Consider the following 14,599-nt stretch of genomic DNA (forward strand, 5'->3'; position numbering starts at 1 on the left):
AGCCTAGCAATCCAAGGAGACTTTCATCCATGACCGTTAGCGAGATTAATATTCCTAACTCTTTACTAGACCGGGATTGCACCACCCTTTCACGCCACGTCCTCCAGGAACTCAATAGTTTTGGCGCCGATGCCCAGGACTTGAGTGCCATCATGAATCGCATTGCCCTGGCCGGAAAATTAATTGCCCGTCGCCTCAGTCGAGCGGGGTTAATGGCCGATGTGTTGGGCTTCACCGGGGAAACCAACGTCCAGGGGGAATCGGTGAAAAAAATGGACGTATTTGCCAACGATGTTTTTATTTCTGTCTTTAAGCAAAGCGGCTTGGTTTGTCGCTTAGCTTCCGAAGAAATGGAAAAACCCTACTATATCCCCGAAAATTGCCCCATTGGTCGTTATACCCTGCTCTACGACCCCATTGACGGTTCCTCCAACGTAGACATTAACCTCAATGTGGGTTCTATTTTTGCTATCCGTCAACAACAGGGGGATGACCTGGACGGCAGTGCGTCGGATTTATTGGCCAACGGAGACCAACAAATTGCCGCCGGCTATATCCTCTACGGCCCTTCCACGATGTTGGTTTATTCCCTCGGCTCCGGGGTGCATAGCTTTATCCTTGATCCCAGTTTGGGAGAGTTTATCCTAGCCCAGGAAAATATCCGTATTCCCGACCACGGCCCCATTTACAGCACCAATGAAGGTAACTTTTGGCAATGGGATGAAGCCCTGAGGGACTACACCCGCTATGTCCATCGCCACGAAGGTTACACTGCCCGTTATAGCGGTGCTCTGGTGGGGGACATTCACCGGATTTTGATGCAAGGGGGAGTGTTTCTTTACCCAGGTACGGAAAAAAATCCTGACGGGAAACTACGTTTGCTCTATGAAACCGCGCCGCTGGCCTTTTTGGTGGAACAGGCCGGTGGACGGGCCAGTGATGGTCAACATCGTTTGCTGGATTTGATTCCGTCTAAATTACATCAGCGTACCCCCGTTATTATCGGCAGCGGGGAAGACGTCAAGTTGGTGGAATCCTTCATCAGTGACCACAAACAACGGCAAAGTAGTTAGTTTCCGCTACTACGAAACAGTTCAAAGAAGATCTTTCTACTTGTTGCTCAGTTAATTTAAGTAGCTTTATGCGACAGTTATTGCTAATTTCTGACCTGGACAATACCTGGGTCGGAGATCAACAAGCCCTGGAACAGTTGCAACAATACCTAGGCGATCGCCGGGGAGATTTTTATCTGGCCTATGCTACGGGGCGTTCCTACCATTCCGCTCGGGAACTACAAAAACAGGTGGGACTAATGGAACCGGACTATTGGCTCACCGCGGTGGGGAGTGAAATTTACCATCCGGAAGGCTTAGACCAGCATTGGGCTGATTACCTTTCTGAGCATTGGCAACGGGATACCCTCCAGGTGATCGCCGATGGTTTTGAGGCATTGAAACCCCAATCTCCCTTAGAACAAAACCCTTGGAAAATTAGCTATCACCTTGATCCCCAGGCTTGCCCCACCGTCATTGAACAATTAACCGAAACTTTGGCGGAGACTGGCATTCCAGTGCAGGTTATTTTCAGCAGTGGTAAGGATGTGGATTTGTTACCCCAACGCAGTAATAAGGGCAATGCTACCCAGTATCTGCAACAACATTTGGCCATGGAGCCGTTTCAAACCCTTGTGTGTGGAGATTCCGGCAACGATATCAGCCTGTTTGCCACCCCTTCCCGAGGAGTGATTGTCCGCAACGCCCAACCGGAATTGGTGCAGTGGTATGAGCAACGGCGGGAACCTAGGCATTATTGGGCCCAATCGAGCTACGCTGGCGCTATCCTAGAGGCGATCGCCCATTTCGATTTTTTTAGTTGACACGTTAGTTAACATTTCCGAATGGGTAAACAAAGTAAGCTACAATTTGACATTGTTCAATTTTGAGTACAGGGTGCAAAACCGAGGAGGGCGTTATTGCTGAGCCACTAAACTTGACGGTCAGTTTACGCGGGACGTTGGAAGTCAAGGAAAAGCTACAAATATTCCGTCTGACAGGCCTGTTGGACGCATTTTCCGAGCCTACCTTCCGTAAGGTAGTTAGTGACCATATCGAGGCGGGCCCCTCCCATGTGGTACTAGACTTGTCCACCATTGATTTCATTGATAGCTCCGGCTTGGGGGCATTGGTACAGGTAACCAAACTTTCCCAAAATAAACAGGGGAGCGTGCAGATTGTCACCAATCCTAGGGTTACCCAAACGGTAAAACTGGTGCGTCTGGAAAAATTTCTCCACCTCCACAATTCCCTGGCCGAGGCGATCGCCGCCGCTGATGCGGAATAATGATGGCCCCTTGCCTGGGCATAGCCAAACCCTGTCATTGTTGTTCGGCCTTGACTGCAATGGGGACGTGCCATGACCCGGTTTAATGACCATCCCCTTTGGCAATCCTTGCTTTCCACCACCTCTGATTTACCAGTGCAGTCTCTCTCCCCCGTGGCCCTAGCTTACCTGGGGGATGCCGTTTTTGAACTTTATGTCCGTTGCCGTTATCTGTTTCCTCCCCGCCGTATAGGGGATTTTCACCGTCGGGTGGTGGCCCAGGTGCGAGCTGAGCAACAGGCCCAAATATTAGCCATCCTGTCTCCCCAACTAACTGATCCGGAAAAGGAATGGGTGCGTCGGGGTCGCAATGCCGCCACATCGACTTCCCGCCGGGCCAACCCAGAACTTTACCAGGCCGCCAGTGGTCTAGAAACTCTTTTGGGTTATTTATATCTCAGGGATGTCCACCGCCTGGATGAACTATTAGCCTTAATTGAACTGCCAGACGCAGCCCCACGTTAGCCCCCCAAAGTCATGACTGAAATGCCCAAGAAGAAATTTTCTCCCCGTTCCACCCGTGGGGACAAGCCCCGCTATGGGGAGCATAAGCCGAAGCCGAAGCGGGCCGGTGATAAACCCCGCTTTAAAGATGACCAGCCCCAGGATTTTAAAGAAAAATCTGATCGCTTCCAGGATAAGCCCCGCCCCCGCCCCCATGAAGACCGGCCCCGACGGGCTGGGGATAAGCCCAGCAACTTTAAAGACCGGTTTAAAGATAGGGATAAACCCCGCTACGGTGAAGACAAACCCCGGCGATCGGGCCAGAAGCCTCCATTTGGTAAAACTTTCCCCGCTGCCCCCCCGCCGATGGACTCCGAGCAAGCCCAGGAAGCCTTAGATTTACTCTACGGCCACCATGCTGTCCTAGCAGCCCTAGACGGCGATCGCCAATTGAATCGCATTTGGATTACTTCTCACCTCCGCCACGACATCCGTTATCGCACTAAAATCCAGGCCGCTAAAGCTAACGGGACAGTGGTGGACGAAGTCGATAATTTCCGCCTGAATCAAATCACCCATAATGCCAATCACCAAGGCATCGCCGCCCAAGTGGCTCCCTATCACTATTGGGAATTGGGGGATCTGATTGATAAAGCTAAAAGCCAAAGCACCGCTCCAGTTTTGATCATCATCGACAGCATTACCGATCCCCATAACCTGGGGGCCATCATCCGCACCGCTGAAGCGTTTGGGGCCCAGGGCATGGTACTGCCCCAACGACGGGTGGCAGGCATCACCTCGACGGTAATGAAAGTGGCCGCCGGAGCTTTGGAACATTTTCCCGTGGCCAGGGTGGTCAATCTCAGTCGAGCATTAGAGACCCTGAAAGAATCAGGCTTTTGGATTTATGGCACCGTGGCAGGAAAACAAACCGCCCTGCACCAAACGGATTTACGGGAACCCATGGGGTTAGTAATTGGCTCCGAAGGAGAGGGATTAAGCTTGCTGACCCAAAAACACTGTGATCATCTCATTACCATCCCCCTAAGCGGTAAAACTCCCAGCCTTAACGCTTCTGTGGCAGCGGCTATCAGCCTCTATGAAATCTTTCGGCAACGGGGCTTTGATCGTCCTACCTTGACCACTGCTTCGGATTCGACATTGGAGTTACCAGGAATTTCAGTAGACTAACTAGGGCAAAAGGACAAAAGAGGCGATCTAATTGCCATTCTGCCGGCAATGTAACAAAATATTGCGGGTTTGAAAGCTAGAATGACAGCAACTAAAACCTCTTATGTTGTCTCCATCCTTATCCGAAGTCCTATGAAAGAACTGTGGATCCGTGTTTTGTCCCTGCTGGGCATGGCTCACTGGGTTGTGATTAGCACCGGTGCTCCTCGCTGTACCTATTACTTTGGCCCCTTTGCCCGCCGCAGTAGTGCGGAGAGGGCCCAATTAGGTTATCTAGAGGATTTACAGGGGGAAGGAGCCCAAGATATCCAGGTGACCATTAAGCAGTGCAAGCCGGCCCGCCTAACTATTTTTGATGAAGGGGAAGAATTAATGCCCCTACTTTCCCCCTAGGACAGAGATCTCGTCCATCTCCACTACGGCCCAATTGTCTCCGCCTAGTCCAATCCTTGGTGATCACCTTTGGGCCTAGGCTATGCCTTGATGGAGAATAATGGAAAGACTATCAACGATTTTTGCTTTCCCCGCCCATGACCCTGCGCCTGTACGACTCCCTCACCCGAGCCAAACAAACCCTCCAATCCCTCCGCCCTGGCCTGGTGACCATGTACTGTTGCGGCATCACGGTCTATGACTATTGCCATCTGGGCCATGCTCGCACCTGCATTACCTGGGACCTGGTGCGCCGTTATTTAGAATGGTCGGGCTACGAAGTCCGTTATGTACAAAACTTCACCGACATTGACGACAAAATCCTCAAACGGGCAATGGACGAGGGTTCCACCATGGAAGCAGTGTCAGAAAAATTTATTGCTGCCTACTTTGAAGATATGGAAGCTTTGGGGGTCCAACCGGCGGATCTCTATCCCCGGGCCACCCACACCCTAGATGGCATTAGACGGCTAATTGCGGAGTTGGAAGCTAAAGGTTATGCCTATCCTGCCGCCGGAGATGTCTACTATTCAGTGCGTAATTTTGCTGGTTATGGTAAATTGTCCGGGCGTAGGTTAGAAGATTTACAGGCGGGGGCCAGTGGCCGGGTGGCGGATGCCGATGGTGCCCACAAACAAGACCCCTTTGATTTTGCCCTGTGGAAAAGCGCTAAACCGGGGGAACCGGCCTGGGAATCCCCCTGGGGCAAAGGGCGGCCGGGCTGGCACATCGAATGTTCCGCTATGGTGAGGGAATTTTTAGGGGAAACCATTGATCTCCATGTGGGGGGCAATGACTTAATTTTTCCCCACCATGAAAATGAAATTGCCCAATCAGAGGCGGTGACAGGGCAACCCCTGGCCCAATATTGGCTCCATAACGGCATGGTCAAGGTGGATGGGGAGAAGATGTCCAAATCCCTGGGGAATTTCACCACCATCCGGGCTTTACTAAAAACCGTTGACTCCATGGCCATTCGTTTGCTTGTCCTCCAAGGCCATTACCGCAAACCCTTGGATTTCACCGATACGGCGATCGCCGCCGCCACCAATGGTTGGCAAACGTTAACCGAAGGATTGAAATTTGGTCATGACCATAGCAAGGATTTTGGCTGGGATTTAGAAGATTTCGCGCCCATCGGCCCCAACGCCAATCAATGGACAGAGGCATTCCAACAGGCAGTGGATGACGATTTCAATTTTGCTGGTGGTTTGGCAGTACTGTTCGAATTGGCTAAACATCTGCGTTCCGAGGGCAATAAGTTAAAGTTTGAGGGGATAACCCAGGCCGATCCAGATTTATTAAAAACCCAATGGACTACGTTGGTTAGTCTGGCGGAAATTTTGGGTTTACGCGCTAATCTAGATTCCCCATCTGCCACAAATGCTGGTTTAACCGACACAGAAATTGAACAACTGGTGACCCAACGCACCCAAGCTCGGAAAGACAAAAACTGGGCTGAAGGCGATCGCCTGAGGGATTTACTGCAAGAAGCGGGGATAACCTTAGTGGACAAGCCCGGCGGCGTAACAGTATGGTTCCGTTAGTTGATCCTCAGCAGGTATCACTGGACCATATTCTCCTTAAAAAACTGCAAAAATTTTTCCATGGCAAAAAGTGGGCTGCTTAGGACATTTTCAATTTTATCCCTATTCCGTTAGAGAGGGGGAATTAGAATGAAAGAAAAAGGCTGAAAAGCCCGGAGAGAAAATGACAGAAACAAGAGAAGCAAAAAAGATAGTACGATATGTAGATACTTATAGTGAACTGTATAAGGATATATTCATTTCAAATAATTTCGAGACCGCTTAAGTCTTTATTGACAAGCTTTTTGGTGAATTTGACTGCCTCAGTCTTACTAGAAACGACTAGAATGCTAGAGATTTAGCCATGGGAGAAACCAAATTGTCAGAAAAAGTTTTCCCTCGACGATGTCAATATTTGTCAGAATAAATTTTAAACATTGTTTGATTAAATTGGTGTGACATTAACAGCGCAGGCTTTTAGTTCAGGCTGTTTAGAAATCGGGCAAGCAATGGGATGGGTCAAACTATTGACTTCTGCATTTTCCTGCCACAAAAACCCCCAATGCATAGGCATAAAAACTGTACCGGGAGCAATGGCCTTAGTCACCAAAACTTCTAGTTGGGCAGAACCCCGTCGAGATTTAATTAAGACTAGATCTTGGCTTTTAATACCCAACTTTTCTGCGTCCCTAGGATGCATTTCCAGGATCGGTTTAGGGTGCATTTTTTTGATTTTGGCAATATGGCCAGTGCGGGTTTGGGTATGCCAGTGACCATAAAGGCGACCGTTGGTAAGGACAAAAGGATAATTGGGATCCACTGGTTCCGCTAAACCTTGGCCATGGTCTAAACAAAAGTTTGCTCGACCAGTTTCTGTGCAAAATTTATGGTCAGTGTATAGTCTTTTGGGGCTTAAAATTTCTTTTTCATGCTCAGCACTAGGACGGGGCCATTGTAGGGGACCAAATCTTTCCAAAGCTCTGTAACTAATGCCCGATTGATCACACAATCTACCAGCGGTTAATTGCACATATTCCCAATGCACCGCCGCTGAATTGGTAAACTTAAACTGCTCTGCAAAGCCTAATCTGCGGCCCACCTCTGCGAAAATTTGCCAATCTGCCCTGGCTTCTCCCGGGGGAGAACGAAAAGCGGTGGATAGGGTAACTACACGCTCGGAATTAGTCATAGTGCCGGTTTTTTCACTCCATTGGGCCGCTGGTAGTAATAAATGAGCATATTCCGCTGTTTCCGTTGGAAAGTAAGCATCTTGATGAATCGTAAATGGCGATCGCCGGAGGGCATTTTTAACCCTTTCTAAGTCCGGCATGCTGACCGCTGGATTAGTGGCCACAATCCAGAACAAACCAACCTCTTGGCGTTCTAAACCCATGAACATTTCCCAGGCGGATAAACCCGGTTGAGCATCAATACGACCGGGGGGAATTTGCCAAAATTGTTCCACTTCCTGGCGGTGTTGAGCATTTTTAATCGAGCGATAGCCCGGCAATAAGTGGGATAAGCCCCCGGCTTCCCTACCCCCCATAGCGTTGGGTTGTCCTGTTAAAGAAAAAGGTCCACTGCCGGGTTTGCCAATCTGACCAGTGAGTAAATGTAGGTTAATTAGACAACGACCCTTAGCCGTACCCTGGGAAGACTGATTTATTCCCATGGACCAGAGGGAGAGCACGGCCCTAGCATTGCCCCAGTAGTTCACCACAGTTTCCAATTGCTCCAGGGTAATGCCACAGGTTTGGGTTACTTTTTCTGGGGTGTATTGGCTAATAACTTGACAATATTGCTCAAAATCTTGGGTGTGATTGTTAATAAATTCTTGATCAATTAAATTCCTTTTTTTTAGTAAATAGGCGATGCCATGGAGTAGCTCAATATCACTGCCCGGATTGATGGCTAAATGTAAATCTGCCACTTCAGCGGTGGCGGTACGGCGGGGATCCACCACAATTAATTTAACGTGGGGATTTTGCTTATGATGTTTACGTAAACGATTAAAAACAATCGGATGACAATCGGCAGTATTAGTGCCAATCAGAAAAGCACAATCGGTCAACTCTAAATCTTCATAACAGCAAGGAGGACCGTCAGAACCGAAGCTTAGGCCATAGGCGGATACGGCCGAAGACATACAAAGGCGGGAGTTAGTGTCAAAATTATTGGTTCCTAAACAGCCTTTAAATAGCTTTTGGGCAACATAATAATCCTCGGTTTGCATTTGTCCGGAGGCGTACATACATAAGCTGTTTACGCCTAAGGTTTGACTAACTTGTTGGATTTTATCAACTACAATCTGCAAGGCTATTTCCCAGCTGATCGGTCGAAATGGCTGGTCCAAACTTGGCCGAAACATTGGATGCATTAGCCGCTGTTTATCCATTGCTTCCAACACGGTAGCCCCCTTTACACAGACCATGCCCTGGCTAGAAGGATGCTGGCGATCGCCTCTAATTTTATGGCCACCGCCGGAGTTAACTGCCGACTTTTGGGGACTAGCAACAGCCTCCAAACCACAACCAACCCCACAGTAGGGACAAAGGGTTCTGATGGTGGGAAGAATAGCTGAGGAATCCATTAAAATATCGGCAGTTGATTGAAGCGGATGTGATTAGTTGACCACTAATTAACCAAAAGATGAATACAGTTAATATGATTGGTCGATATTTGATCGGATTGAAAAACTTTAACAGTTAATTCATCCTGGGGGCTAGCCCAAAACAATAATCGTTCTCCGGGGAAAATTAGTTTTTCCTTTTTCCAAGTGCCATTGATGATGATTTGCTGTAGGTTATTACCACTATTGCGATAGTAGCAAAGCCGATTATCACTGGCATGGGTCGAGTTGTTAGGGGGCGAGAGGGGATGATTAAAGTTGTTAATGGTTGACATTATCTTAGAAATTAATCGTAAACCTACGGCTGGGAAAATTACTGGTGGTCAATGGTGACAACAACAAAAATTCAGCTAATCCAAATAATTTAATACCCTTCCATGGATTCCACTGCGGGGGCGGGGCCACTATCTCCCTTGGAACTAAAAGTTTGCACTAAGCCAATGCCCACTAAGGCGATCGCCGCTACACAAGTTACCCCGGCCACAATTTTTTTGATGAGCAAACCAGGGTTGGGCTGGTCTTCTTTCATTTCATCATCTTCATCGTGGGCATAACGGTGAAAGAGAAAATCAAGGGCATAATTCCGCAGTTGATAATATTTAGGGTCATCGGTAATTTGACTGCGGTTGCGGGGACGATCAAAGGGGATATCTAAAATTTCACCAATTTTTGCGCTGGGGCCATTGGTCATCATTACCAGGCGATCAGCAAGGAATAAAGCTTCATCAATGTCGTGGGTAATCATCAACACAGTCAGATTATTTTCTCGCCAAATTTTTAATAGCTCCTCTTGTAATTCCTCCTTAGTAATGGCATCCAAAGCCCCAAAGGGTTCGTCCAGGATCAACACTTCTGGAGAAATAGCTAAAGCCCTGGCGATCGCTACCCGTTGTTTCATACCCCCAGAAATTTGCCCGGGTTTTTTCTGGGCCGCTTCCGTCAAGCCCACCATTTCTAAGTAATGTTTAACTAACTCTCCTTTTTCCGCTTTGGACTTATCTGGATAAACCGATTCCACCGCAAGAAAAACATTGTCATAGGCAGATTTCCAAGGCAACAAGCAGTAATTTTGGAAAACCATCATTCGGTCAGGGCCCGGAGCAGTAATAACTTTATTTTTAAGCTTAACTGTGCCCTGGGTGGGTTGATTAAAGCCCGACACCATATTTAAGAGGGTAGATTTACCACAGCCAGAATGACCAATGATACAAATAAATTCTCCTTCTTTTACTTCTAGATTGACCCCGTCTAAAACCGTATAGGGCCCCTGGGGAGTGGGATAAACTTTCGTAACATTGTCAATGGCTAAAAAAGCAGTGGTTTCCTGAGTGAATATGGATTCGTTGGCATTCATTGTTTGCATGGCATTTAGAAAATAGATATTCAAAGGTTAGAAATGGGGTCAAAAATTGATTTACTAATTAACTTGATCAATTTGGTCAATGAGAATTTCTGTTACTTGAATATCCCGATGAATGGTGAAACGTTTAATGTAGCCGAGGGGATCATTGGGGGTGAAGACCATGCCATCAAACAGGGAAACATTATGGTGATCGCCTTCTAAATCGGGCCAACCTAAATGGCGACAAGCTTCCCCAAACAGGTCAGGACGGCGAACCCTCTCAATAATCTCCACCCAGTTTTTAGGAAAATCAATGTAACCCCAACGGGCTAACTGAGTCAGGATCCATAACCCTTCACTGCGGGAGGGATAGTTAGATTGCTTGACATAAAATTGATTGAAATCCAGCAATATTTCCGCTTCTTTACCATTCCCTTGATCATATTCAGTCAAAAATCCTGGACTGATATATTCTGTGGAGGTGCCGACATATTGGGGCAAGGCCAGATAATCTAAAATTTCTTGGCGATGACGGCGATCGTCACAATATTCACAGGCTTCCAACAGAGCTTTGACAAGGGCTAAATGGGTAGCTGGATATTTATTAACCCATTCTTCCCGTACTCCCAAAACCTTTTCCGGATGACCATTCCAAATGTCTAAATCCGTGGTAATAACATAGCCTAAATCCTGTTTGACGGCATAGGAATTCCATGGTTCTCCCACACAAAAACCGTCGATATTACCAGCCTCTAAATTAGCTACCATTTGGGGAGGTGGTAGGCGCATTAGATTAATGTCTTGATCGGGATCAATACCGCCAGAAGCCAGCCAATAACGCAGTAATAAATTTTGCATGGATGCGGGGTGAACCATGCCTAAGGTAGCAACTTGATCGGGGGTTTCTGATAGTTTTAGCCGTAAATCTTCGAGGGTTTTAACACCAGCTGCAGCAAACTTTTTATCGAGGGTAATAACGTTGCCGTTGCGACTCATCACCATGGCAGTAATCATAGGTAAAGGAGTTTTTCCCCCCATGCCCAAGGTTAAAGCTAGGGGCATGCCTGCCACCATTTGTGCTCCATCTAACCGTCTTTCCCGAATGCCATCGGCGATCGCCTGCCAACTGGGTTCCCGTACTAGATTAACCTGCTCTAAACCATGTTTTTGGAAGAAACCTTTTTCTTTGGCTACCACTAACGGGGCACAATCGGTGAGGGGAATAAAACCCAAGTCGAGGTTGATCTTTTCCAGTCCATTGCCAGTAATAACCGCCGTTGATGGGGCGGCCAGACCAACTTTTTTAACCCTTTTCTGTTGGTTTAGAAAATAAACCATTTCCCCCCGCAAGGCGTAATAACTGGGATGGTTCACCACTTCTAAACGGTGGCGGGGTCGGGGGATGGGCACTTCCAAAATTTGCCCAATGTGGGCTTCGGGCCCTGTGGTTAACATCACTACTCGGTCAGAAAGTAATAACGCTTCGTCCACATCATGGGTAACCATAATGCAAGTTACGCCACTTTCCTGGACAATTTCCATTAACCGTTCCTGGAGATTACCCCGGGTTAGAGCATCCAAAGCCCCAAACGGTTCATCTAATAATAAAACCTTAGGACGGATCGATAATGCCCTGGCGATCGCCACCCGTTGTTTCATGCCTCCGGATAGTTCCCCTGGCCGCTTATGCATGGCCCGTTGCAATCCCACCAAGGCAATATTGTCATCAATAATTTTTTCCCGCTCCGGTTTGGATAGATTCCGCAAAACCCGATTCACCGCTAAGGCGATATTTTGCCGCACCGTTAACCAAGGCAACAAAGAATAATTTTGAAAAACCACCATTCTTTCTGGGCCGGGGCCCACAATTTCCCGGCCTTCCATAATTACCCCGCCAAAGGTCGGTTTATCTAAACCCGATACCATATTTAACAGAGTTGATTTACCGCAACCGGAATGGCCAATGAGGGAAATGAATTCCCCCGATTTAATTTTTAGCTCAATATTTTTTAAAGCAATATAACGATCGCCATTGGGCAGGGGAAAAATCCGGTCAACGTGGTCAATTTCAATGAAGGCAGACATGGCACTCAAGAATGGAGGTTAATTATTAATCAAAACTGCGGTATCTAAAGTCAACTGGGGGACATATGGAAGATAAAACCTAATGCCAACTATTTTTGTTCTTCCGGCACCATTAAGCTGGCAATAAAACTGACAAAACGATCTAGCAGCAAACCAACAATACCAACATAGAACAGGGCCAAAATAATTTCACTGGTGTTGGAACTGTTATAGGCATCCCAGATAAAGAAGCCAATGCCCACGCCCCCCACAAGCATTTCCGCCGCCACAATGGCTAACCAAGACAAGCCGATGCCAATGCGTAACCCGGTGAAAATATAGGGCACAGAAGCAGGAAAAAGAATGTTGAAAAAATACTCTAATTTTGATAACTGTAAAACCCGGGAAACGTTACGGTAATCCTGGGGAACTTGCTGCACCCCCACCGTTGTATTGATAATAATTGGCCAAATAGCAGTGATAAAAATTACGAAAATTGCCGAAGGTTCACTTTCCCGTAACGCCGCCAGAGCAATGGGCAACCAAGCTAGGGGAGGAATAGTTCTCAGCACTTGAAAAATTGGGTCTAGGGCGTCGTACATTACCTTGCTAGTGCCCACTAAAATACCTAAAGCAATACCTACCACTGCGGCTAAAGTAAAGCCCACTGCCACCCTAGTTAAACTGGCAAAAATTTGTAAGCCCAAACCTTTATCGGTGCCCCCATTATCAAAAAAGGGATTAATAATCAGAGGGTCCCAGGTTTCTTGGAAAACGGTGATCGGACTAGGTAAATTGGGGTTGGGGCCAGAGCAGATAATTTGCCAAATCACCAAAAAAATAATCAGGGCAATTAATGGACGGGTAAGTTTTTTAGAATAGGCTAAAAAGCGAAATACATTGGTCCGGGAACTGCGTCGATTAACTGCGATGTTAGCCATAAATTTAGCTCGGTAATAGAAAAAATAAGAAAAATTAGATTTTCAGGGATTACGAAAATGCCATACATTTATTCAAAAACTTCCAACGTCATCGCCAAAAATTTTTGAAAAATGTCTAAAAAGTCTGGATTTTCCCCCTAAATCTAATTAGTTCAACCAGCGGACTTTGACTTAGATCTTCCCACCATTGGAGGGCTAGGGGGACTTATTCAACTGCCTCTTAGGCCTTAATGGCTTTGATTTTCAAGCTGTCCAAGTAAGCCTGGGGATTTTCAGGATCGAATTTAACGCCATCAAAAAATGTTTCCACACCCCGGGACGTACTGGTGGGAATTTGGTCAGCGGGAACTCCGATCGCCGTGGCGGCCTCTTTCCAAAGATCTTCTCGGTTAACTTCAGCGATAACTTTTTTGGTATCGGTGGAGGCGGGTAAATAACCCCAACGAATATCCTCCGTTAAGAACCAAAGGTCATGGCTTTGATAGGGATAGGAAGCGTTATCCCGCCAGAATTTCATCGCCAAATCGCGGTCATCAAGGGTACGGCCATCGCCGAAATCGACTTTGCCCTGGAGCCGACCTAAAATATCCTCAGAAGGAACATTAAGGTATTGGCGACCACCGATAATCTCCGCCATTTCCTCTGTATTGGCAGGATCGTCACACCATTGTTGGGCTTCTAAAACTGCCTTCAATAACGCCTTGGCCGCCTTAGGATTTTGATCTGCCCAGTCTTTTCGCAGGGTAAAAGCCTTCTCCGGATGATCTTTCCACAACTCACCGGTAATTAACGCTGAATAACCTGCTCCTTGGGCCACTAGCTGGGCATTCCAGGGTTCCCCTACGCAAAAAGCACTCATGTTACCCACTTTCATATTGGCTACCATCTGGGGGGGAGGCACGGGGATAACAGAGACATCCTTACCGGGGTCAATGCCACCGGCAGCTAACCAATAACGAATCCAGAGATCATGGGTTCCCCCAGGAAATGTCATCGCCACCTTACTTTCCTTGGTTAACTTAGCTTTAAGGGGTTGACTATCGGTGCTGACTTTTAAATCCTTCAACGCATTATCAACGGAAATGCCCTGGCCTTGGGTGTTGAGACGGGCCAAAATATACATGGGTACCGGTTTTTGGGTGATAGTTCCCAGGGTCATCATGTAGGGCATGGGGGTGAGAATATGGGCTCCGTCAATGCCCCCACCACCGGAACCAAGTTCGAGATTATCTCTGGTTACAGGCCAGGATGCTTGCTTCAGTACTTCTACCTCTGTCATCCCATACTTAGCAAATAGTCCTTTTTCCTTAGCAATGATTAGAGGGGAGGCATCGGTGAGGGCGATAAAACCAAGCTTAGCTTTAGTCACTTCTGGAGCATCTTCCGCGCTGACGGGAGCCGGTTGTGTCCCTGGGGAAGCATTCTCAGTATTAGGTGTGGTGGTGGGGGAGGTACAACCATGGAGAACCACTCCTCCAATGGCGGCAGCCCCTGCGGTTAACATGAACTTGCGTCGGGTAGTTCGGGAAAAATTACTCATAGTTTAGGTAATAACTTAGGCAATAACTGAAGTCACAAAGGGCAACCGCTGACGATCACATTCCTAAGACTGGATTTTTTTCTTGTAAATATTTGTATAGTTTGTAACTAA

12 protein-coding genes and 1 pseudogene are annotated in these 14,599 nt (G+C 47.4%); 7 read left to right on the plus strand and 6 right to left on the minus strand.

Annotated elements, in window-relative coordinates; genetic code table 11:
* The first annotated feature begins 29 nt into the window (after positions 1–29).
* From fbp to cysS, 7 genes are all read left to right on the plus strand, one after another.
* Positions 30–1,073 (plus strand): class 1 fructose-bisphosphatase, encoded by a 1,044-nt coding sequence (gene fbp / locus D082_RS14835; protein ID WP_028948340.1) that lies wholly within the window; start codon positions 30–32, stop codon positions 1,071–1,073.
* A gap of 68 nt (positions 1,074–1,141) precedes the next feature.
* Positions 1,142–1,876, plus strand: a complete 735-nt coding sequence (locus D082_RS14840; RefSeq protein WP_028948339.1) for a sucrose-phosphate phosphatase — start codon at positions 1,142–1,144, stop codon at positions 1,874–1,876.
* 62 nt (positions 1,877–1,938) lie between these two features.
* Positions 1,939–2,340: an STAS domain-containing protein gene (locus D082_RS14845; RefSeq protein ID WP_028948338.1), complete on the plus strand. Its 402-nt coding sequence runs from the start codon at positions 1,939–1,941 to the stop codon at positions 2,338–2,340.
* A gap of 72 nt (positions 2,341–2,412) precedes the next feature.
* Positions 2,413–2,844, plus strand: a complete 432-nt coding sequence (locus tag D082_RS14850) for a Mini-ribonuclease 3 (protein WP_028948337.1) — start codon at positions 2,413–2,415, stop codon at positions 2,842–2,844.
* A 12-nt stretch (positions 2,845–2,856) separates the two neighbouring features.
* Complete coding sequence (gene rlmB / locus D082_RS14855) at positions 2,857–4,014, plus strand: 23S rRNA (guanosine(2251)-2'-O)-methyltransferase RlmB (protein WP_028948336.1); 1,158 nt, start codon at positions 2,857–2,859, stop codon at positions 4,012–4,014.
* Positions 4,015–4,146: 132 nt separating this feature from the next.
* The gene (locus tag D082_RS14860; protein WP_028948335.1) at positions 4,147–4,407 is read left to right on the plus strand and encodes a DUF1816 domain-containing protein; all 261 of its coding nucleotides are present in this window, start codon (positions 4,147–4,149) and stop codon (positions 4,405–4,407) included.
* A gap of 137 nt (positions 4,408–4,544) precedes the next feature.
* Positions 4,545–5,993 carry a cysteine--tRNA ligase gene (gene cysS / locus D082_RS14865; protein WP_028948334.1) on the plus strand — a complete coding sequence of 483 codons (1,449 nt, stop codon included), beginning with the start codon at positions 4,545–4,547 and terminating at the stop codon, positions 5,991–5,993.
* Positions 5,994–6,417: 424 nt separating this feature from the next.
* Here cysS and D082_RS14870 read toward each other — a convergent pair whose 3' ends face one another.
* The 6 genes and pseudogenes from D082_RS14870 to D082_RS14895 all read right to left on the minus strand — a co-directional run bounded on the left by D082_RS14870 (position 6,418) and on the right by D082_RS14895 (position 14,488).
* Positions 6,418–8,562 (minus strand): molybdopterin oxidoreductase family protein, encoded by a 2,145-nt coding sequence (locus D082_RS14870; RefSeq protein WP_028948333.1) that lies wholly within the window; start codon positions 8,560–8,562, stop codon positions 6,418–6,420.
* A 44-nt stretch (positions 8,563–8,606) separates the two neighbouring features.
* Positions 8,607–8,876 (minus strand): DUF1830 domain-containing protein, encoded by a 270-nt coding sequence (locus D082_RS14875; protein ID WP_038531095.1) that lies wholly within the window; start codon positions 8,874–8,876, stop codon positions 8,607–8,609.
* Positions 8,877–9,139: 263 nt separating this feature from the next.
* Positions 9,140–9,964 (minus strand): annotated as a pseudogene (locus tag D082_RS14880) (ABC transporter ATP-binding protein); the annotation flags it as partial.
* Between the two features lie 54 nt (positions 9,965–10,018).
* Complete coding sequence (locus tag D082_RS14885; RefSeq protein ID WP_028948331.1) at positions 10,019–12,028, minus strand: nitrate ABC transporter ATP-binding protein; 2,010 nt, start codon at positions 12,026–12,028, stop codon at positions 10,019–10,021.
* An 89-nt stretch (positions 12,029–12,117) separates the two neighbouring features.
* On the minus strand, positions 12,118–12,948 hold the full coding sequence (gene ntrB, locus D082_RS14890; protein ID WP_028948330.1) for a nitrate ABC transporter permease: 831 nt from the start codon (positions 12,946–12,948) through the stop codon (positions 12,118–12,120).
* 220 nt (positions 12,949–13,168) lie between these two features.
* Positions 13,169–14,488 carry a CmpA/NrtA family ABC transporter substrate-binding protein gene (locus D082_RS14895; RefSeq protein WP_028948329.1) on the minus strand — a complete coding sequence of 440 codons (1,320 nt, stop codon included), beginning with the start codon at positions 14,486–14,488 and terminating at the stop codon, positions 13,169–13,171.
* Positions 14,489–14,599: the final 111 nt, after the last annotated feature.

Source organism: Synechocystis sp. PCC 6714, assembly GCF_000478825.2.
Taxonomy (GTDB): Bacteria; Cyanobacteriota; Cyanobacteriia; order Cyanobacteriales; family Microcystaceae; genus Synechocystis.

What these genes read in the sequence shown, in the direction of transcription:
- D082_RS14850 (WP_028948337.1), top strand. Translation starts at nt 2,413, where the DNA reads ATGACCCGGTTTAATGACCATCCCCTTTGGCAATCCTTGCTTTCCACC.
- D082_RS14895 (WP_028948329.1), bottom strand. Translation starts at nt 14,488, where the DNA reads ATGAGTAATTTTTCCCGAACTACCCGACGCAAGTTCATGTTAACCGCA.
- cysS (WP_028948334.1), top strand. Translation starts at nt 4,545, where the DNA reads ATGACCCTGCGCCTGTACGACTCCCTCACCCGAGCCAAACAAACCCTC.
- ntrB (WP_028948330.1), bottom strand. Translation starts at nt 12,948, where the DNA reads ATGGCTAACATCGCAGTTAATCGACGCAGTTCCCGGACCAATGTATTT.
- D082_RS14860 (WP_028948335.1), top strand. Translation starts at nt 4,147, where the DNA reads ATGAAAGAACTGTGGATCCGTGTTTTGTCCCTGCTGGGCATGGCTCAC.
- D082_RS14885 (WP_028948331.1), bottom strand. Translation starts at nt 12,028, where the DNA reads ATGTCTGCCTTCATTGAAATTGACCACGTTGACCGGATTTTTCCCCTG.
- rlmB (WP_028948336.1), top strand. Translation starts at nt 2,857, where the DNA reads ATGACTGAAATGCCCAAGAAGAAATTTTCTCCCCGTTCCACCCGTGGG.
- D082_RS14875 (WP_038531095.1), bottom strand. Translation starts at nt 8,876, where the DNA reads ATGTCAACCATTAACAACTTTAATCATCCCCTCTCGCCCCCTAACAAC.
- D082_RS14840 (WP_028948339.1), top strand. Translation starts at nt 1,142, where the DNA reads ATGCGACAGTTATTGCTAATTTCTGACCTGGACAATACCTGGGTCGGA.
- fbp (WP_028948340.1), top strand. Translation starts at nt 30, where the DNA reads ATGACCGTTAGCGAGATTAATATTCCTAACTCTTTACTAGACCGGGAT.
- D082_RS14870 (WP_028948333.1), bottom strand. Translation starts at nt 8,562, where the DNA reads ATGGATTCCTCAGCTATTCTTCCCACCATCAGAACCCTTTGTCCCTAC.